The following is a 20961-nucleotide window of genomic DNA, read 5'->3' as shown; positions in this document are numbered from 1 at the left end:
TATCTTTAATTTTAATTGTGTGGCTTAGTTTATGGATCAGAGTGTTTCAGCGCTTTTAATTGCAGCCCTTACGTCATTATTTACGTTACTAGGGGTTTATGTTGCAAATAGACATAATTCTAAAGAAAATACTAAACGACTAGAGTTTGATTTGGACATAAAAGAAAAGGAGAGGCTTCATACTCTTAAAAAAGATATTTTGTTCACCGCTAATGATGAGTTCATTAAAATTAATAAGGCAATAGGTGGATTAGCAAATCCCTTAACCATATCGATAGAGGATAATGATGCATATAATACATTTTTAATAGCAATGAATAGGGTGGTTTTGGTTGGTAATAAGGAAATTACACTTTTAGTAAGTGAGTTGATAGACTTTTATACATATTTGTATTTAGAAATAAAGGAAATGTCAGATGAAATTGTTGAAATCGATAATAATATAAAGATAAAACAGCATTTTTCTGATAAACATACTGCCGAAATAGATAGGATCCTTAGCTTAATGCAGTTAAATTATGAATCTGATGAGGTAAGTGTAAAAAGATATGAAAAACATCAAATCACATTAAAAAAACAAATGGAACGTAGAGCAGAGATATTTTCAGATATTAATAATTTACATGCCTCTAAAGTTGAAAAATCGAAAGAAATATTATTGAAAATGGGTGAATATTTCCCAAAAATTTCTAGACTATCTAAAAAATTCAGTGTTTCAGCTAGAAAAGAAATGATAGGCGGTGAGGATTATTTGGATTCTGAGTTAATTGATAGCGCTACAATTAAATTTGTAGAGTATTACAAGGATTTAATAGAAAAAAATACTGCATAGATATTTCAATATTTTAAATTCTAGACTTAACAAGCCGCTCCATTTGGGGCGGTTTTTTTATGGAGCATGAAAATGCCAGAACAAAATGAAGAACGCTTGAAGTACTTGTTCAATGCATCAGCCATTGAGGTGCCTAAAGCAGAAGAAGGGCAAAAGCGGAAATTTAATGGTACTGCTTACGCTGGTGGGCGAGTCGATGGTCATTGGTACTGGGGGCGTTCAGGAGTTGTGTTCGACCTTGATGGTATTGAGATTGATCGACCTACAGCATTGCTTGAAGAACACTTTAGTTCAAGTCGAATCGGCGTGGTACGAGAAGTCGATACCAATGGAAAAATCAATGTATCGGGAGACTTCCTAACCAATACCAAGGCACAAGAAATCGTACAGGATTCTGACGATGGGTTTCCATTTCAGATGTCCATGATGATTGATCCAGGTTCTATCGAAGAGGTAGCTCAAGGTAAACAAGTTGTAGTGAATGGTCAGACTTTCGAAGGCCCAGTCACAGTATTCCGACAAAACCGTATTCGTGAGTTCACGATCTGTTCTACAGGTGCTGACCGCAATACATCAATCAAAGCCTTCTCAGGCAAAGCTAATCCAAACCCAACCAAAGAGGAAACGGACGTGACCGAACTCGAACAGGCGAAAGCCGCACAGAAAAAAGCAGAAGATGATCGTGATGCCGCGCAGAATGAGCTGAAAAAGTTCAAAGCGGATAAGCGTGAAGAAGACATTAAGTTGCTTGAAACGTCTTTGAATAAGCAATTCAGTGCTGATGAAAAGAAATCGTATACCGATATGGATGATGCTTCATTTGCTTTCATGTCACAACAATTAAAACAGTTCTCAGGTCAGCAACCTGCCCCAGCACCTGCAGGTCAGCAACAACAAACCAATACAGTTCCAGCTCACTTACAGCACTTGTTTAGCCATCAAGCTACTGGTGGTCAGGGTGGTCAGCCGGGGCAAGGTGGTAACTGCAATGAACAGCATCGTTTCACATCTGGTGCACAAGCATTCGCATCACAAAACAAAGGGGCTTAATTCATGAGCGGAAAGACATATTTAGGGAGCGTGACCCGCGAAACACGACCATTCATTCTGGATGTTGAAAAGTTGCGCCGTGCTAATGCAAAGATTACCGCTGCCAAGGCTTATAAGGCTGGTGATTTGCTGACTTTGTCGGATGCAAATGTGGTTGATCTCGCTGCAGATGAAAAAACTTGGCAAGTGATCTGTGGTCGTGATGTGACAGCTGTCGAAGCTACACAAATGGCGGCTGATGGTGTAGAGCTTCCGATCTACTTCGGCGGTGTTTTTAGCGTTGAGGCTATTCGTCTCTCTGGTGAATATCTTGTAACCGCTAAGTACGATGCTGCACGTGCGAAGGCAACCCTAAACAACATTGAACTTTCAAAAGTATAAGGACTTTAAAACATGCCTCAGTCATTTACAGTTAATGGCGCACCACTTGAGCTACTTGATGTTGGTGAGCTTGCGTTAATTCATACGAATTACAAGCCAATGGATACTTGGCTTTTAGATAAGTTCTTCCCGAATCGCCCATCATTCGATCGCGATGAAGTGCCATTAGCAGAAATCAATACAGTGCATGATTTGGCGCCACTGGTTTCACCACATCAACCTGGTAAGCCTTTTGATACTAAACGTGCTGCTAAAGTGGAATTCGTACAGCCAGCTTATTACAAGCCTAAAAATATGGTGAGTCCTGCAACAGCATTTGATGAAGCCCTAATGGAGCGTTTGCGTACTGCGGGTATCATCTCTACAGGTAGTCAGCAATTGTCTGATCAAGAAAAGATGATGATTGCACAGATCGCTGTAATGAAACGAAACCATGATGCAATTGATAACTCGGTTTTGTTAATGGCCACTCAGCTTTTGCTTAACGGTAAGTGTGTTCTTCAATCAGATGATTATGAATACAACTTAGTTGATTATGAGCGCGATGCGTCACTCACATTTACACCGTTAACTCCTTGGAACCAAGCAGGTGCTAAGCCTGTAACGGATATTGAAACAATTGAAAAACTCCTGCTGGATGCTAATGGTGGTAGTTCAAAAGCTTACTTGATGTCTGGAAAGGTTTGGATCGCATTATCAGCCGATGAAGAGTTCAAAGAACGTTTTGTTAAGCCTTATGCAGGTATCGCTGTACCATACAAGCCAAGCTTGAATGTTCAAGAGGGGGCATCATTCAAAGGTTACTTGGATGAAAAAGAGTTATGGGTATACGATGCTACATACCGCCTATCATCTGGTGTACAACGCTTTATTCCTGATGACTATTTTGGGGCGATTTCAGATCTCAATGGTTCTATTGCTCAGTGCAAAATCAAGAACATGTTAGCGAATGGTGCTGTTCAGAAGTACTTTGACCGCCAATGGTATAACGAAGATCCAAGTGGGATTTTCTTAATGACAGAATCTGCTCCACTTGCCGCGCCATCAAACAAAAATGGCGTATGTGGTGGTACTGGATTTATTGTTTAAGGAGGCTTAGATGCCAAAGTACATTGCAAAGCAATCCATCGGGCAGTTTATGCCGGGTGATGAAATCAAGGGCTTGAATGATGACCGCATTCAGGCCCTTTTAGCATCTGGGGCTATTGAAGAATATCAAGCGCCCAAGGAGCCTAAGGCTGATGGTACCGCAGCTCAGTTAGCAAGTCTTACGGCAGAAGTCGCAGAGCTGAAAGCGAATGAAGAAATTCTAATTGCTGGTAAAACCCAAGCTGATGCAGAAGTCGCAGAGCTGAAAGCTAAGGTTGAAGCTTTGGAAAAATCGCTAAATGCTTCAGAAGCTGCTTTGAAAAAGGCTACTGCCGAGGCCAAGAAGGCAGCAACGCCAACTGAAAAATAAGTAGGTGATCCATGTATGCAACCCGTGAAGAACTTACCAAGCGATTTGGAGATGAAATCGAGCAACTGGAAAGTATGCATCCTTCGTCAGGCACTGCAGTGCAAGATGCTATACAAGACGCAAGTGAAGAAATTGACAGCTACCTTGCTGCCAAATACACACTGCCACTACCAAGCACCCCGAACAATTTAAAACGATTAGCGTGTGATATTGCACGCTACCGCTTGTACTTTCAGCAGCCTACCGAAGAAGTTCGGAAGCGCTATGAAGATGCCAAAGAGTTCTTGAAGGGTGTGCGGGATGGAAAAAATGTCTTGGCCATTCTCGATAATCAAAACCAAGTTACTGAAGAGAAGCCTGTAAATGCACCAGCAACGATGCCGATCGGCAGCACATATCGTGGCGGTGTATTTGGTGATGCAACTTTAGACATGATGCCTAGCATCAAGTGAGGTGCTTATGGCTGGTATTGGCATCACCATTCAGGCAGATGGCGAATCTTTAATTGTACAAGCGCTGGAGCGATTCTCAGGGCTTGATCTAACTAAGCAGCAATTGTTTGAGGCGATAGGTTCTACAGTCTTAAACAACATTCGACGCCGTTGGATGGTGGGTGAAGGCTTAGAAGGCAAGTGGCGTATTTCTGGTCGTGTAGCTCGCCAAGGCGGGACAACTCTTCGAGATACATCACGTTTGATGAACTCCATTACTCACAACGTTCTTCCAAATGGTGTCGAGATTGGAACTGACGTGGAGTATGCAGCTATTCATCATTTCGGTGGCGAGATCCATCATGAAGCCCGGATGAGAAGAACCTACTTCCGACAAGGTCGTGATGGTACCGTTGGGAATCGATTTGTACGTCAATCTAGATCCAACTTCATGCAGGAAACCATGGGCAAGCCATACAAGGTGAACATGCCTCGCCGTCCTTTCTTGGGTCTCACGGAATCCGATGAAAACGAGGTGATGGATATTATTGTGGAGCATTTAAGCCATGAGTGATGCACAAAACTTCTTTGCTGTTCGTACTGAAATAGCGGAAAAGCTCAGTGAAATTGCTGACTTTAAGATGATTTATACACCTGCCAATTCAGCAAAAATCACCGAAATCACACAGGTAACTCCAAACGCTCAGGTGTATTACCGCCGTGTACGTAAAGTCGATGATGCGGGACGATCATCGACCAATATGCTTGCCAAGCAATGGGAAGTAACTATTGTTGAGCGGCATGCTGCATCACAGTTGAGTAATGGTGCTGAAGCGCTGGACCGAGCAGGGATATTGACGCAAAAGGTTCTGGAACTTCTGTGCGGTTGGAAACCAGATTCAAGTGTAAGGCCACTGGATTTAGTCGCCATAGAGGAAGACTACTCGACCACCTGTGTGTATATCACTTTGGTGTTTGAATCAAAAACATTTGTATAGGACAACCTATGGACAAGCAATATAAAGCCCGACAACCCGTCGGGCGTTTTCGTACTGGGGATATTGTTGGAGGCTTAACTGCTGCACAGATCCAAGACTTACTGCAGCGTGGAGTGATTGAAGAAGTGAAAGGAACTTCAGAGACCAAGTTTGCAGCAACAACTAAAACAGCAAAAGAGGTAAAAGCTGATGGCGAATAAACCCAATTTAATTTCCCTACAAGGGGAATTGTTTTTAGCAAAGATGATTAATGGTCAGCCTGCTGCATTATTACCTGTGGGGAATATGCCAGAACTTCAACTCCAAATCAGTTCAGAATCTACAGATCATTATGAATCTAAAACAGGTATGCGTGCCAAAGATGCTGTACTGCGTAAACAAACGGGTGTTTCGATCAGTGGTACGCTTGAAGAAGTAACCAAAGAAAACCTAGCAATGGTTATGAGTGGTAAGTCTATTCAAGTTGCTGCTTCAACGATTACGGATCAGGCGATTGGTGCGGTTAAAGCTGGTGAAATGATTGATCTAGGCATTCGCAATCTAACAGGTGTTTCATTTAAAGGTCCTGCAGATGCGGCAATCACAGCTGATAAGTACACTCTGGATGAAGTATTTGGAACTGTAATTTTCAATGAAGAAATTACTGATGTGAAATGGTCTGGTGCTGCTGGAGCAATCACACGAACGACAATCGCAGATAACGTTGGTGGTGAATACCGTTTCTTCTTTAAAGGGGTTGATACTTATCAGGGAGATAAGGTTGCTGTAACGCTATGGCGTCTTGAGCTTTCACCGGATACGGAGTTTGACTTAATTCATGAAGACTTCGCTAGCTATAACATTGAAGGTGAGTGTCTAGCTGATATTACCAAGGCAAATGATGCAGAGCTGAGTATCTTCGGCCACATTGATCGTTTCTCAGTGACCGCTTAACGTTTTACAGGCACAAAGATTACCAGGCGCATCAGCGTCTTTTTTGTGCCTGTTTTTTAGGATTCCATCATGAATTATTTCTTTATTGCTGCAAACCGTAGCTTGAGCCTAGAAGTTGATGATGTTTCACTTGAGGTTCGGCAAATTACGATGAGTCAGTTTGACTTATGGGTAGGTGCAGCCGATCCCATTAAAAATATGCTGGGAAATGTGAGTGATTATTCAGATGAAATTCTCAATAAATTGATGCAAAAGCATTTGATTGAATGTGTTGTGATGCTTCAGTTGATTACTGATCTGGATCATCAAGCTATCTTAAATACGGCACATGATCAGGAAGTATTTATTCAACTACTGGAAAAAGCTCTGAAAGCTAATCAGCCTTATTTCGTTGATAAAGAGCCAAAATCAAAACGCCGTAAGAAGCGAACTGAAACAAACGATCAGGGTTCAACTTGGTTTGATTCATTTCAGTTGCTGGTATCGAATGGCCATAGCCATGAAAGCATCATGAATATGACCTATGGAGCATTTAAGCTTTATAGAGAAGCAGTAGTGAAAAGTGAAAAGCAGAATATTGCCACTCAATCTAATATTATTCGTATGGCCCATCATGCAGCAGCGAAGCAATTTAAAAGTTTTGTTGATGAATTAAAAGAATAAAAATAGACTAGGTCGCAGAATAAAGGGGGATTCATGAAAAAACTTATAATTTTAGCTTTAACTGTTATTTCGACCACTGTTTTTGCAGCTGAGCGTACGACAAATAACTTTAGAACCAATTCAGGTGATTTGGTTTCTGTTGGTCAAACTGAAGCTGCGCTTATTGAGAAAATGGGCAAGCCTAAACCAAAACATTATGTACTTGATGATGGCCAGTTTTACTGTGCTGCCACTGAATATGTGTATCGTGTTGATATGCAGGTATATAAAGTAATGTTATGCCGTGGAAAGATTGTCAAAATTGAATGGTGGAATGCTTAAGGGTGGGGTATGAAGCGGAGATATTTATTAGGCCTAGCTTTTCTATCAGTCCTACAAGGTGCTACTGCTGCTGAGATTTATACATGTAATTTGGGTGGCGAGACTGTATATCAAGGAAAGCCTTGTGCTGGAAGCAAAGAGCTGAGGGATAAGGTCAATAATGCCAAAGCTCAAGAGTCTTCAAGGCAACAAGCCTATGAGCGCCAGAAAGCAGAATGGGCTGCAAGAGTTGAACCTAGAATTGGAATGTCTGCTCAACAAGCAGAAAAGTCTACTTGGGGGTATCCAGACAAGGTTAACAAAACCACAAATGTTTACGGTGTGAGTGAGCAGTGGGTTTACCGAATGTATAGGGGGCAAAGCCGCTATTTGTACTTTACCAATGGCATATTAACTTCGATGCAAGATTAAAGTTCCCATCTAAACTTTTGTTGTTATGCTCTATTTCTATAAAAATAAACTATTTAAGGGGGATTTATGTATTTAATTGAGCAACTGGTTTTGCCAATTATTGTTATAATTGTTGCGGTGATTGGTCGACTTATGAAGAGAGATAAGCCGCTAAGATCAAAATATTATATTATTGTTTTTGTGGTCTATTTATTTCTTTTTGGGGTGAATGATTTTGTGCCAACTGAAGACAAAATTTCCGTATTGTCGTTGACTGCTTTGATTTTGATTTGTAGTTATTTTCTAGAAAAGAAAATAATGGAAGCAGAAATTACTTAACTAGATATATCCAACTCCAACATTATTTAGCCTGAGTTTGGAATTAGAATTTTAAAAATATTCCAGTGTTGGTAATAATATTGTCAGTAATTCGGAACTCACAATGATTTAATTCTCACATGTCTAACAACCGACTCAAACGAGTCGGTTTTTTATTGCCTGTAATTTGAGGTTTCTATGTCTGGAAAAAATTTAACTTTTAAGCTGGTAATGGATGCAGACAACAAGGGGCTTGTTAGCAGTGCAAAGCAATCTGAAAAAACCATCAATGAGGTTTTTAAATCTATCAAGGATGGTAATGCTAAATTTGTAGCAGATAGCAAAATTACAGCTGAGGCTATAAAAAATACTGTTCCGTCAGAGGTAGAGAAAAAAGTAGGGCAGTTGGTAAGTGAGTTGCATGGTGCTAGTCAAGCATTAGTATCCTTGGGGGGTGATGCAAATGTAAGTGCAGAGAACCTAAAACAACTAGGTGATTACGGGGAAAAGGCACTGCAGGGATTAAAGGATGATCTGCAAAATGCTAAGTTGCATTTAAATCTACTATCCGCCACCAAAGCTACACCTGAAGATATTGCTAAGGCACAGCAAGAAGTTAAAGAACTGGAAATTGGTGTAAAACAGGTCACTATTGCTTTCAATGGTCTGCAAGGTCAAACCAAGCCTGTTTTAGATTCTATTGAACAGAGTGCCAAGGCTGTACAAGACGCTATTGTTGAAATTGTACCATCTGAGACACAGCAGCGAGTAGGCCGCTTAGTAACTGAACTGAACACTGCCGCTAAGTCATTAGATTCAATGGGTGGAGAGGCTCAACTAAGCGCTGAGAATCTTAGACAGTTCGGGGATTACGGATCAGCAGCTTTAGAAACCCTTCAGGAAGACCTTAAGCAAGCCAAATTACACCTAAACTATCTTGCCGCTACAAATGCTACACCTGCTGACATAGGGAATGCACAACGAGAGGTTAAAGAACTTGAGACTGGCGTCAAACAAGTAAAGCTTGCATTTGAGGCCTATAAAAGTTCTGCAGATACTGCAACAGCTGCTACCGCTAAAGCATCTGAGCAAATCGCAAATATTATTCCAGAAAATGCGAGTAAATTGGCTGATGCGCTAACTCAATCGCTAAATAGTGCTACCAAGATGATTGGCGAAGCAGGAGATGGTGCCAAGAAAACAGCCAATAATTTTACAGAACTAGGAGCTAAATCGGAAAAAGCTCTTAGCATGCTTAAAACTGATTTGGCAAATGCTAAACAAAAACTACAAGAGTTTGCTAATTCCAAGGCTACGCCTGGGGACATCGAAATTGCTCAACGTCAAGTAGATCAACTTGAAAAAGAAGTGCAGCAAGCTGAGCAGGCGTTTAATGAATTTCAAACAGAAGTTGGTAAAGCAAATACCCAACTTGAAGAGACCGGTTCAGCAGCACAAACAGCACAGAAAGGCATCGGAGCCTTAAAGAGTGGGTACACGGCTCTTATTGGTGTTATGGGTGGTATCGGTATTGGCTTGGGTTTACATGAGCTAGCTCAAGCCGCTGATACTTATACCAACCTCTCAGCACGAATCAATATTGCTACCCGTGAGGGTGGAAATTTTAATCAGGCAATGGCTGGTGTTCACCAAGTTGCCTTGATGACCAATTCTAGTCTTGAGGCTACAGGCAGTTTATTCACTCGTATCAATACCATCAGTAAAGATATGGGAATGTCTCAGCAGCAAGCTCTTGATTTAACCAAATCTGTAACACAGGCGATTCAAATTGGAGGTGGTTCTGCCCAAGCAAGTGAGGCAGCAGTACAGCAATTCATTCAAGCTATGCAGGGCGGTGTGCTCCGTGGAGAAGAGTTTAACTCCATCATGGAGAATGGCTACGGACTTGCAGAGGCATTGGCAAAGGGTTTGGGGGTTACTACTGGTGAACTCCGTAAGATGGCTGAGAATGGTGAGCTTTCTTCAGAGCGAGTCATCAAGGCGATTCAATCTCAAGCTGATGCAATTCAAGAGACTTACAATCAGTTTCCAACAACGATTTCAAATGCACTGCAAAAGATTGCAACTTCTTGGCGGATATTGATTGGTGAGATGGATCAGGCAAGCGGTTCATCAGCTGGCGCCGCTAATGCTTTATCAGCTATTGCAGACAATCTTGGCATTATCAAAGTCTTTTTTGACGATGTTGGAGAAGGTTTTAACTGGTTTGGTAATAAGCTGGCTGAATTAGATCCTTCTACAATTGAATCAATCAAAACCACTTTGGCTGAGACCTATGAAACTGTTAAGAATCTCGTAGCAAGCTTTGCTGGAATTGCTGAAACTGGTTGGAGTGCATTCACATCAGTCTTGGATGCTGTTTCTCCATTATTCAGTGCATTGCTTAGTGGACAAGATGATGTAAGTGGATTAACAACTCTGTTTAATGTCTTTCGGGTTGCGCTAGGCGTAGTTTCAGATGCGGCAACTGGATTAAATATTGGACTAAAACTGCTGTTATCAGGACTGCAATTCCTATCTGGAGGCTTATCTGCGCTTCAATCAAAAGCTTTGAGCTTTCTTGGGTTTGATGCTCTAGCCAAACAAGCTCAGGATGCTTCAGATCGTTTGTTTGCTCAGGCTGAAAAGAATGCAGCGGAAGCTAAAAGACTGGCTTTGGAAACCAAGTCTGCTGCTATTTCCGCTATAGAAGATATGCGCAAGACAGAAGCAGAGAAAAATGCTGAGCGTGTTGCAGATAATAAGAAAACTCTAAATGACTTGAAAGCCCAAGAGGAAAAACATAAAGCTGATTACAAAACTATTAGTGATGAACGTCTTCGCTTGGAGCAGCAATTATTTGATGCTCGTAAATCTGGTAACCAAGCATCTATTGATCTAGCCACCAAAGGCTTAGCTGAACTTGATGCCAAGGAAAAGGCATATCAAGCTGAAAGTCAGAAAATCACTGATGCAAAGATTGAGTCTGCGCAAGCAATTGCTACAGCAATGATTCAATCAGCTGATTCTGCAGGTATGGCTCAGCTTAAGGTACTGAATGCCGAACTTGCTACACAGGGTTTAAAAGCCGAGTTTGATAGTACTGGTAAGGTCATTGTTAGTGCCATGGCCATCAGCGTTGAATCTGTTGCCTCCTTAGAGGGAAAGTTGGCAGCAGGACGTAAAGCTGCAGATGCATTAGGATTGGATTTAGACATTGTTTTGAATCGAGTTTCTGAAGGATTCTCAACAAAACAAGCTTCACTGGATAATTTTGCAAATAGCCTTGAGCTGATGGGACTTAAAGGCAAAGAAGCAGGTGAAGCGACCTATTTAGCATGGGTAAAATGGCTAGAAACAGCGAAGAACCCTGCTGAGGTAGATGCAGCCAAAGCCAAGCTTTTGGAGTTTGAAAAACAAGGTGTTTTCTCAACCAAGCAAGTTGAACTTGGCGTTGAGGCCATTCGCCGTGTCACTCAGCAATTACCTGATGATCTAGATCCAGTTGAGCAAGCATTCGAACGTTTGGGTATTAAAACCAAGGAACAGCTTAAGCTTGCTGCTCAGTCAGCATTAGCTGATTTCAACACGATCCAGTCAAGTGGTAAAGCTACTGCAGAGCAATTGAAAAAGGCCTATGAGCGAACCATGCAAGCAGCAGTCGCTTCATGTGATCAGGTAACTATTTCAGCTGCTAAGGCCAAAGCTGCTCAATCTGGCCTGAATGTTGAAGTTGATGAGACTGGTAACGTGGTGGTTCAGACCTATGAAGAAATGAATAGGGCTGTAGATCGTCATGCTCAGCATGTTTCAGGTAATGCTGTAAATGCTTATCGAGAAATGGGTAGAGCGATTCGTGAAGAAGCCAAAAGCTCAATCGAAGCCTGGAACGAGATGATGGATGCCAGATCCAAAGCCGCTAAGGAGAATAAGACTCAACGTGTAGGTGCTGATTTCACGACTTACAATGTTATGGATATCCAATCCAAGCTATCTGGTATGGGATATGACGAAGCCGAGGCTGCCAAGATTGCCAAGAACATTCTTAATCAAGGTTTGGAAATTGATAAGAATCTGGCAAGGGATGCACGTGCACGTGGTGATGAATACACCGCTAAGGCATTTGAGAAGTTGTTGAACAATGGTCAAACCTCTGCATTCGGTACCCAAAAAGTGAATGAGTTGCTTGCGCGTTATATGGCAGGTCAAGGATCCGCAAAGTCTGGAACCAAGAGTACATCAGTAAATGCTTTGGCTCCTGAAGTGAATGTGGCGGTACCGACAGCTACTGTAGAGCAGCCATCTGCCAAGACAGTCACTTACAACCTGTCACTCGGTGGAAAAACGGTGGAAGTCTCAGGTGATGAGTCATCCCAAGTCGATATGAATGCATTTATGAGCGAACTTGAACGACTCAAAAAAGGTATGTAACACATGAAACTTACACGCAAATCAACAAACGAAACCGTCCCATTAGAGGACGGTTTTTTATGGTCGGATGAATTTGATTGGAAGCCGATCGAACAGACGCAAGAACGTTCAGTTGATGGCACGCTGATTATTCAGGAAGGCAAAAAGAAGTCAGGGCGTCCTATTACTTTACTGCCTGCAGCTGATGGCATGGGCTGGGTTAAGCGATCGATGTTATCCACTTTAAAAGACTGGTCTGCACTTCAAGGCGAAAAATTCACACTGAAATTTGAATATGCCAGTGATCAGCGCGAATTTAACGTCATTTTTAACCATGCTGAGAATGCGATTGAAGCCAAACCGGTTAAGGGGATTCCCGCTGCTTCGGAGAATGAATTTTACAGTGTCACATTGCGATTTACGGAGTTAAGCGATGCCAATTGAGACGAATAACCTTGTTTTATACAAGTCTGAACGCTTAACCGATACTGATGATGGTGGTGGTAAATATTCAGGGCAAGTCATTGTTGATGGGCAGAGTAACAACTTATTCAACGATGTCTCTGAAATGGACCGCACCATGGGGCGCGTGTCGATGCGGAAGATCTTTCCCGCCGTGACAACTGATGATACTGATGCTTTGATGGGGGCTACGGTATTTATCTCTGAAAACCCTAAAGATCCAAATGTGTCCGCACTCTTATTCAGTACAGAAAGCTGGACAGATGAGCGTCTTGCTGCGCAGAACCGCGTTGAAAACTATTTAGCGAAAGGTGGGCAAGCTGTAGGTATTCCTCTGGACACCTTATGGCAAGGCATGAAAGTCATTCAAGTGGCCATGTTCAAGCAAGAGATCGAAGCGAATGTTGGGGATACGATTGTTCTGGTTTCCAATGAGGGGCTTTCAAATCAGCAAGAGCAGTATGTGCGAATCACTAAAGTGGAAACCCGTACTGCAATTTTGATAGTAAATAACCAATCATTTGAATACAAAGTAGCGACGTACGATATTAATGATCCTTTGGAACGTGATTTTGTCGGTTTGTCAGCATCCCAGTGGTACAACGGTAATAAATCGACAACGATTATTCGGGATACATTGGTGGCTGATACTGGTAAGTACTATGCCAGTGTTGATGTGACTGAGGATGCCAATGTTGGGCAATATACAATTCAAGCTGCCAGCATTTTTTCACAGTTGGTACCATCGGCACAGATCGAGACACCGCTGGTTGATTTAAATGCCTCGAGTGAGAGTGTGGCTCTTGTATCAGGTAATGCAGGTACTATCACTGCAGCCTATGCTGTTACCGTAGGTACCTCACAGAACTTGTATATCGGTTCAAGTGTGATGCCATCCAGTTTGGTATTCACCTTATTTGGCAATGCGATTACAGATCAGGGCGGTTTATTGAAGAAGTCAGATGGCACTCAGGTGGGTACCATTGATTATCAGCGTGGTTTGATTCAATGGACTGCATCAGCAGGCACTGGCTCAGCCAACCTCAGTATTACGTTCAAGCCGGCTGCTGCTCCAACTCAACCATTTCATTCTTATGCCGTGCCAGTGACACAGACCAATCAGTCGACGAACTGGACTGGTGTTTTAGTCCCAATTCCTGCACCTGGTTCTTTAACAGTGTCTTATATGTCACAAGGCAAGTTCTATACATTGAAAGACAATGGCTATGGGCAGTTAAAAGGATCAAGTGATGCTTATGGTGCTGGTACGATCAATTACAGCACAGGCTCATGGCTGCTTACGGCAGGTGCACTACCAGATGTAGATACCCCAATCTTGTTGCTTTGGGGTTCACCAATGACGACTTTTGAGCGCGCAAATTTAGCTGTATTGCCAGCTGCTATTGAATTTGAATTGGATGAGCAAGGAATTGCAGCAAGCAGCGTCACTGTTTCATGGTTGCTTGATGGGGTGAGCAAAACAGCAATTTCGAATGCACAAGGTCATTTCACTGGTGATGCCACAGGTACCATCAATTATGCAGCAGGCACTGGACGTATAGTTCCAAATAAGCTGCCGCAGAAAGCCACAGTATTCACGATTAATTACAGCTACGGTACAGCATTGGCACAAGTGGTATCTGATGTACCACCTTCAAATGGACAACTGAGTTTTAGTATCGGTACAGGTGCCGCGATTCAACCAAATAGTGTTGAGCTATCCATACCTGTCGTTAATCGAGATCCTATCTCAGGATTGAATCAGTACAGAAACTTATCTGGGACAGTCGTCCTAACAGATATCCCGGTAAATGCAAGTACGGGAAATCTAGTTGATCGTTTTGGGAATATTCAAGGCACGATTACCTATGCTACAGGTGCTGTTCAGATCACTCCAGTACTGAATCAAACGGTTTACAACACTTTCTATCTTTCTGTTAATTATGTCGCGGGGTAAGTATGTCGTTTTATCCACAAGCATCTAGAATATCTAGCTCGACTGTACAGCTGACAGCAATTGGCAATACCAATATCTCTGTGAAATACCGAGACACATCTGGTATCAATGCAGGTGTTCAGCAAGTTGTCGCAGATACGCTTAAATTTGATTTAACCAATGGTTTTGATGAGGAAATTCTTGCTGGCTCGGTCCGCTTTCAATTAGGGAGTGATACCTTTATTGATCGGACCAGTACTTTGTATCGCAACATTGATCCCGCAACAGGAAGTGGCACCGCATCTGGATCTGTGCAATATGGTACGGGTATCGTTGAACTGAATAGCTGGACACCTAATTCGGATAATGCATTGGTGTTGCAGTCCTTAACTACAACTACAGACTTACCACCCATCAACCATCTTAGTTTTAGAACGCCGACTATACCTATTCGTCCTGGCTCTTTAACAGTGGTGGTGTCCTTACTCAATGGTGGACAGTTAACCTTAACAGCAAATGAGCAAGGTATCATCGAGACGAGCCAAGCCCACGGGAAGATCAATTACGATACGGGTTTTGTGGATCTCTATTTTTACACCAAGACGGAAATAACTGCAGTCAATCGCGCAGAAATTGAAGCAAATGCATGGTATGACGTAGCACTCGAGTATTCTGAAGAAGGTAAGACTTATATCGATACACCTCAATGGGTCGTAGCCAATACCGTTCGATATAACGCGATTGCTTATACCTATATTCCATTGGATTCCGACATTCTGGGGTTATCAGCCACACGTTTGCCGCTGGATGGTCGTGTACCAGTGTTCCGTATTGGTGATATCGGCATCATTAGTGCTACAAAGCTGCAAGAGCTTCCAAGCCATATAGCAGGGCAAACTTACAATTTAAATGATCAGCGTATTTCATGGTGTGAGCTTGAAGACAGCAATGGTGTGAAGGTGCCTTATGATCTTTATACTGTAGATTATGACTATGGTCGTGTAACCTTGGGTGGTGACTTTGCTATTGGTACTCTAGTCGCACCATTGATTGCAAAATACCGCTATCAAGATATGGGTCTAATCAATGACGTGCAGATCAATGGCCAGGTGACTTTTACAAAGCCATTAACACATAACTATGCTGCTGAAGATTCTATTGTGGGATCGGCACTGGTAATTGGGGATATGCAAGCGCGCTACACCAAGAAGTATGCACAGACAACTTGGAGTAGTACTTGGGCTGATGTGCCAAGTGGGGCGGCAATATCTGCAAACTACAATGATGCTTTATACCCGATTGTAGTCACGAATAATGGTGCAATTCAGGAACGCTGGGCGCTGGTCTTTACTGACACTACAAATTTCAGAATTATCGGGGAGTATTCAGGTCAGATTGGAACAGGTAGCGTAAATGCGGACTGTGCTCCCCTCAATCCAGTGACTAATGCCCCTTATTTCATTGTGAAGAAAGAAGGCTGGGGTAGTGGTTGGGTTTCAGGTAATGTCCTGCGGTTTAATACAATTGCAGCGAACTTCCCGATTTGGTGTATCCGCACAGTAAAACAATCAGAACCGACTGTGATGTCGGATCAGTTTCAGATTATGTATCGCGGTGACATTGACCGCGTGATTTAAATTTCATTCAGATATGGCCGCTTTTTTAGCGGTCTTTTTATTGAGTAAAGAATTATGGCAACAGATGTCGATGTTCAGTATTTCAGTCATTTAAATGGCTTGACCCTTGGAAATAACTGGGGTGACTTGATCCGTTTACTTGATAAGGCTTTAGTGGCAGGCATTGAGTTAACGCAAATCACCAGTGCTTCGATTGATGAACAAGGTGATATTCATTTGACACTTTATGCTGCACATAACTGCATGCTATTTCAGATTATAGAATTATCCGACTTTGCTGATGTTAGCGTTGACGGGGTCTCACGACACATTAATGGCAAATACCGCATCAAAGGAGTTCCAGTAAATAATCAGCTAATTTTAAAAGGGATCATTCGTACTGTTGATAATCCGCCAATAGTTAACATTTCAAGTCTTGGTTCTGCAAAGTTGGCTTCACTTGGCTATGACAGAGTTTTCCGTGATACCAATGATGTTAAGCGTGTCTACCGTGCAAAAGATCCATCTGCAGCACATCCATTTATTAGGGTGGATGAGAGTCTGACTAGCCCTGATGGGACAAGTGGGGTTTACACTTCGACCTATGCTAAATCTGCTATGGTCGGTTTAATCGAAAATATGACACATATTGATGATTACACTGATACCTCCAAGGTACAACTGCCCCTATCCGGAGCTAATGTAGCTCTTAATTTTGATATAACGGGTACTGGTACAGGGGTAACACGTGGTTGGTCTAAATGGTACTGGACTAGGTCTAACTCAGTAAATAATGCTGCACTAGAAACCGCAGCGCAAGCGGCTGGAAATAGAGCCTTCACCCTTATCGGTGACAGAGACGCTTTTTATTTCATAAGACCGTCTGACACTTCAACAACCCTAAAAATGCTTTCTGGTTGCGGGTTGTTTGATGCTGCTCATAAGAACGATGTGGTTCCAAACTGGTTCTTAATGACTACGTTGTACAGGGCGGCTGCAAGTGCGACTGTGGCTTTAAGCTCAACCGTACCTCATGGTGGGTTACCTTTTGCTCTTGGTGCAGCTATGAGTAGATGCTTTTTACCTCGGTTTGATGAAGCTACTCGTATATCTGACCACGTTTATGCCACTCCACAGATGCCAGACTTTCGTAGTGGCAACAGTAATTTATACTCACCCAATAATCTAGCTGCACTGCAAATACCTTTGGTAGATCAGCAGAACTATTTGCGTGGCACTTTGAAACACGTCTATTACAATGGTAAGAACTATGGTGCACTCGCACAGGCAACTCCAATCCTGTCAGACACTTCAATGTACGTAGCGGATGGGATATACATCAATGACTCCGGAACTATTGGTAGTCCTATATTTTATCTTGGAGAGATTGAATGAAGCCTTGTGCTCGAAAAGCTGGACCATCATCAAATTTACTTCAAAATATTAATACTGGCCCTGTGATTGCGAAAGTTGCAGGGTCAGTTAAAAAGCTGGGTCAGCAATATAAAGATGCAACTTTAGTACTGTACAACAAAGCCAATCTACAGCCAATTGCTATATGCAAGCCCGACCAAAATGGCAATTATCAGTTTTTAGGGTTAAATACCAATTTAAAAACTTTTATTGTGGCATTTGATCAAAAGCAGCAATTTAATGCAGTCATTCAAGATATGGTGGTACCAAAATGAGTGTAATTCCATCTTTATTTGCTGGACTTGCGCAGTTGCAAGCCCTAGCCAATTACATAGATCAAGGTAGCAATAATGCTACCTTAGTTTTTTATGATGATTCAAAGCCCTCAAGCACCTTAATTGATTCATATGAATCAGCAAGGTTGGTTTCGCTGTCATTGCCGAAACCATGCTTACGTGCTGTCAATGTAAACAGTATCTCACTTGAGCCTACTGAGGCTGGTACCGTCATTAAAACAGGCACCGCTATATGGGCACGTTTAATCAATGGCAATGGTGATACGGTCGCAGATTTCTCAGTGGGCGCAGATATCACGTTGAATTCAGCTGACATGGTGCTTGGCGGAACGGTTAGCATCAGTGCGATAACATTCACTCCAACGACATAATGAGGTGGCCATGTGTCAGATTACATCCCACCATCTGGTGACAATGTTGTTTTAAATTTTAAGGATCTGGCTACTGGCAGCACTGAATTAAACTTTGGTGCTGAGTCGGGTGAGATTTTTGCAACAATCAATGCAGCTATCCGTACCGATTTTGTTGCAGATATCCAGGCGACATACACAGGCACTAACCGTATTGATGCTGTGGTTAATACTGCATTCACAGCGAATATTCAGGCGGTTTATGCGGACAATATTGCAGTTGTTCATGCCGTGATCGATACCAGTTTTACAAGCCTAATCCCAGCTTTGTTTGATATCAATTTTATCCTTGGGGTGAATGGATATCATGGGTTTGGTCAGCAGCAGGCAGCAACAAGACTAACAGCTACTGAACCATTGTGGTCAAAATCAATCTCTAAGGCGCATCACAGCGCCTTTATTTTTGAGCAAGGTTTGACACACTCTAATGCAGTATCTGTTGGATATGATGCCAGTCTGGTACTCAGTCAAAGTATTCAGCAAGTCTTCCAACAAGGCAAATCCTTGCCGCGTAACTGGTCCATGGTGTGGCAAGAAAATCAGAGAATCAGAATTTCGACACATCTGGATTGGGGTGAGAGTGCGAAACTACGGATTCAGTCCACACTTCTTTATGAAGAAATGATTCGTAGGCGTAAGCAGATCACGTTCAGTCATGAGGTGGCAAGGCAGTTTGAGAAACGCTATCACTTTGAATGGGACAAAGGTCTTGAGCTGATGACATTCGACTCAATCGAGTGGGATAACGCTAAACCTATCCACTATCGAAAACATTCCATTCAACCGTGGCCAGAACCTCAAGTTCCACAATATGTGGGGAGTGGTGATCTAGATTTTAACTGCTTGTGTATTGATGTTGATCCACACAACGTCATTTTAAATTTCGGTGCAGATGACTGTATACCCGCAATAGCTCCAAAACCATGGTGGTATATCGTGAATGAAATTAGCGTAACGCGCTTTGATAATGGGCTGAACATGAATGTGCTAAGCGGGAACTACCGTACCGATCGGCAGAGTTGGTGTTGGTCCTATAGCTTGGTGATTCCTGCCTCAGAATTGTCAAAGCTTGATCCAATTGCAGGGCAACCTGTAATCTTGAAAATTGTAGTGAATGGCTTTGAGCATTTGATGCTGCTGGAGAACCGCACACGATCACGGCAGTTTGCTCAAGAAACTTATACATTGACGGGCCGTAGTCCATCAGCTTTGTTGGATTCACCATCTTCACCGCCTCGGGCGTTCCTTCAGGAGAATGAGCGTACGTCTGTACAACTGGTTCAAGCTGAGATTGATCGATCAGCTTATCCTGATCTTGGTTTGAATTGGCAATTGATCGATGCATTAGGCTGGATTGTTCCAACGGAGAGCTTCAGTTACTCAGGATTGACGCCAATCAAAGCCATTCAAGAAATCGCATCTGCAGGTGGAGGTTTGGTATATAGCGAGGCAGATAGTCAGGCGATTACGATCAAGCCGCTGTATAAGAAAACCTTCTGGGATTCGATGAGTACTAATGACTATGACATTTTGTTGCCTGAGTCGATCATCACCGACCAATCTACAGATTATGAAATCTATCCAAACTATAACGGTATCAGCCTAACCAATGACAAGACAGGCGCTACAGGGCTGGTGAAACGTACAGGCACTAGTGGGGATGTGTTGGTCGAGACGGTCAACAATAAGCTGTTCACCTCCGCATCGGTGATGGGGGCTTATAGCAAGACCGCGTTGGCTAAAGCGGGAATGGTAGAGATGCATACATTTACCATGCCTTTAACCCAAGAAATTGGTCAATGCAAACCTGCAGATGTCCTGGCATTTAATGCAGAGTGGTGGGGAATTGTAGATTCAGTGAGCTACTCATTCACCTATACCAAAGTCACACAAACCGTAACTGTGGAGCGTGTCAATTATGAGTAATGCATATAAACGTCTGCTGGACCTTATTCCAAAAGAGTCTGAGTTTGTAGGCACGGTTCAGAATGCTGAGCATCCAAACTATAAGGTATTGGTCATCGATGGCTCTGGTTTAGTGGCCTGTACTGCTGCCACGGTATTTCAAATGGGTAGCAGGGTATTTGTTCGGGGACAATTGATTGTAAGGAGTGCACCTGCAGGTGAAGTCATGAATATTGAAGTTTAAGTGAGAAGAAGTGAGTGCCGCGTTAAGCGGTTTTTTTTATGTCAAAAATTTGGGGAAATATATGGAGCCAGTCTCTACAAGTGGTATTGCTGCTTTTTTAAAATTCTATGGCGCTGCAGTAATCATCACGCTTGCCATTACACTAGTTGCAACAGTGGTCATTATGATGCGCTTGCCACGTTCGCCTCAAGAGTGGGCGGTTGGCTTGATTTGTACGGTTATCTCAAGCCTTACGGGTGGTGCTTTCATTATCGTGAAATGGGGGTTGCATGAATGGGTGACAGATATTTGGGGAATGATTGCCTTGGGTGGATTCTTCTTTGTGTGTGGATTACCTGGATGGGCTATTGTGCGGTGGACTTTCAACTTCATAAACAGGCAGGAAGGGAAGACCATTATTGAAGTGGTGAAAGAGCTTAAGCAAACAAAAGACGATTTAAGCAATTAAAGATAATCAAATCAATGCCGCCTTCGGGCGGTTTTTTATTGCCTA

The 20961-nt window shown here is 42.6% G+C and carries 24 protein-coding genes; all 24 read left to right on the top strand.

Going from position 1 to position 20961, the window contains the following annotated elements; all coding sequences use genetic code 11:
- Window positions 1–31: 31 nt before the first annotated feature.
- The 24 genes from MKI85_RS09940 to MKI85_RS09825 all read left to right on the top strand — a co-directional run bounded on the left by MKI85_RS09940 (window position 32) and on the right by MKI85_RS09825 (window position 20916).
- A complete protein-coding gene (locus MKI85_RS09940; protein WP_241627349.1) occupies window positions 32–832 on the top strand; it encodes a hypothetical protein in 801 nt (266 codons plus the stop codon).
- 72 nt (window positions 833–904) lie between these two features.
- Window positions 905–1882: a hypothetical protein gene (locus MKI85_RS09935; RefSeq protein ID WP_241627348.1), complete on the top strand. Its 978-nt coding sequence runs from the start codon at window positions 905–907 to the stop codon at window positions 1880–1882.
- Window positions 1883–1885: 3 nt separating this feature from the next.
- The gene (locus MKI85_RS09930; protein ID WP_241627346.1) at window positions 1886–2263 is read left to right on the top strand and encodes a hypothetical protein; all 378 of its coding nucleotides are present in this window, start codon (window positions 1886–1888) and stop codon (window positions 2261–2263) included.
- Window positions 2264–2275: 12 nt separating this feature from the next.
- A complete protein-coding gene (locus MKI85_RS09925; RefSeq protein ID WP_241627344.1) occupies window positions 2276–3352 on the top strand; it encodes a major capsid protein in 1077 nt (358 codons plus the stop codon).
- Between the two features lie 10 nt (window positions 3353–3362).
- Complete coding sequence (locus tag MKI85_RS09920; protein ID WP_241627342.1) at window positions 3363–3722, top strand: hypothetical protein; 360 nt, start codon at window positions 3363–3365, stop codon at window positions 3720–3722.
- A gap of 11 nt (window positions 3723–3733) precedes the next feature.
- Window positions 3734–4174, top strand: a complete 441-nt coding sequence (locus MKI85_RS09915) for a gp436 family protein (protein ID WP_241627340.1) — start codon at window positions 3734–3736, stop codon at window positions 4172–4174.
- Between the two features lie 7 nt (window positions 4175–4181).
- Complete coding sequence (locus MKI85_RS09910) at window positions 4182–4727, top strand: phage virion morphogenesis protein (RefSeq protein ID WP_241627339.1); 546 nt, start codon at window positions 4182–4184, stop codon at window positions 4725–4727.
- Window positions 4720–5151, top strand: a complete 432-nt coding sequence (locus tag MKI85_RS09905) for a phage tail terminator protein (protein WP_241627337.1) — start codon at window positions 4720–4722, stop codon at window positions 5149–5151. The genes MKI85_RS09910 and MKI85_RS09905 overlap by 8 nt, the downstream gene beginning before the upstream one ends.
- 8 nt (window positions 5152–5159) lie before the next feature.
- Window positions 5160–5351, top strand: coding sequence for a hypothetical protein (locus MKI85_RS09900; RefSeq protein ID WP_241627336.1), 192 nt, complete (start codon window positions 5160–5162; stop codon window positions 5349–5351).
- Window positions 5341–6084 carry a phage tail tube protein gene (locus MKI85_RS09895; protein WP_241627334.1) on the top strand — a complete coding sequence of 248 codons (744 nt, stop codon included), beginning with the start codon at window positions 5341–5343 and terminating at the stop codon, window positions 6082–6084. Before MKI85_RS09900 ends, MKI85_RS09895 begins: the two co-directional genes overlap by 11 nt.
- Before the next feature lie 69 nt (window positions 6085–6153).
- On the top strand, window positions 6154–6747 hold the full coding sequence (locus MKI85_RS09890) for a hypothetical protein (protein WP_241627332.1): 594 nt from the start codon (window positions 6154–6156) through the stop codon (window positions 6745–6747).
- Between the two features lie 33 nt (window positions 6748–6780).
- Window positions 6781–7068: a hypothetical protein gene (locus MKI85_RS09885; RefSeq protein ID WP_241627330.1), complete on the top strand. Its 288-nt coding sequence runs from the start codon at window positions 6781–6783 to the stop codon at window positions 7066–7068.
- A gap of 9 nt (window positions 7069–7077) precedes the next feature.
- Entirely contained in the window at window positions 7078–7479 is a 402-nt protein-coding gene (locus MKI85_RS09880) for a hypothetical protein (RefSeq protein WP_241627329.1), read from the top strand.
- 66 nt (window positions 7480–7545) lie between these two features.
- On the top strand, window positions 7546–7797 hold the full coding sequence (locus MKI85_RS09875; RefSeq protein WP_241627327.1) for a hypothetical protein: 252 nt from the start codon (window positions 7546–7548) through the stop codon (window positions 7795–7797).
- Window positions 7798–7974: 177 nt separating this feature from the next.
- Complete coding sequence (locus tag MKI85_RS09870) at window positions 7975–12207, top strand: tape measure protein (protein ID WP_241627326.1); 4233 nt, start codon at window positions 7975–7977, stop codon at window positions 12205–12207.
- A gap of 3 nt (window positions 12208–12210) precedes the next feature.
- Entirely contained in the window at window positions 12211–12630 is a 420-nt protein-coding gene (locus MKI85_RS09865; protein WP_241627324.1) for a hypothetical protein, read from the top strand.
- On the top strand, window positions 12620–14605 hold the full coding sequence (locus MKI85_RS09860) for a hypothetical protein (protein ID WP_241627323.1): 1986 nt from the start codon (window positions 12620–12622) through the stop codon (window positions 14603–14605). The genes MKI85_RS09865 and MKI85_RS09860 overlap by 11 nt, the downstream gene beginning before the upstream one ends.
- 2 nt (window positions 14606–14607) lie before the next feature.
- Window positions 14608–16221, top strand: a complete 1614-nt coding sequence (locus MKI85_RS09855; protein WP_241627321.1) for a hypothetical protein — start codon at window positions 14608–14610, stop codon at window positions 16219–16221.
- A gap of 54 nt (window positions 16222–16275) precedes the next feature.
- Window positions 16276–17595 carry a hypothetical protein gene (locus tag MKI85_RS09850; RefSeq protein ID WP_241627320.1) on the top strand — a complete coding sequence of 440 codons (1320 nt, stop codon included), beginning with the start codon at window positions 16276–16278 and terminating at the stop codon, window positions 17593–17595.
- Complete coding sequence (locus tag MKI85_RS09845) at window positions 17592–17888, top strand: hypothetical protein (RefSeq protein ID WP_241627318.1); 297 nt, start codon at window positions 17592–17594, stop codon at window positions 17886–17888. The genes MKI85_RS09850 and MKI85_RS09845 overlap by 4 nt, the downstream gene beginning before the upstream one ends.
- Window positions 17885–18280, top strand: a complete 396-nt coding sequence (locus tag MKI85_RS09840; protein WP_241627316.1) for a hypothetical protein — start codon at window positions 17885–17887, stop codon at window positions 18278–18280. Before MKI85_RS09845 ends, MKI85_RS09840 begins: the two co-directional genes overlap by 4 nt.
- A gap of 12 nt (window positions 18281–18292) precedes the next feature.
- Window positions 18293–20245, top strand: a complete 1953-nt coding sequence (locus MKI85_RS09835) for a hypothetical protein (protein WP_241627314.1) — start codon at window positions 18293–18295, stop codon at window positions 20243–20245.
- Window positions 20238–20468: a hypothetical protein gene (locus tag MKI85_RS09830; protein ID WP_241627312.1), complete on the top strand. Its 231-nt coding sequence runs from the start codon at window positions 20238–20240 to the stop codon at window positions 20466–20468. The genes MKI85_RS09835 and MKI85_RS09830 overlap by 8 nt, the downstream gene beginning before the upstream one ends.
- 61 nt (window positions 20469–20529) lie before the next feature.
- Complete coding sequence (locus tag MKI85_RS09825; RefSeq protein WP_241627374.1) at window positions 20530–20916, top strand: hypothetical protein; 387 nt, start codon at window positions 20530–20532, stop codon at window positions 20914–20916.
- Window positions 20917–20961: the final 45 nt, after the last annotated feature.

Origin of the sequence: Acinetobacter zhairuonensis, from assembly GCF_022601715.1 — a bacterium.
Lineage (GTDB): Bacteria > Pseudomonadota > Gammaproteobacteria > Pseudomonadales > Moraxellaceae > Acinetobacter.
This window is presented reverse-complemented; position numbering and strand designations above follow the sequence as displayed.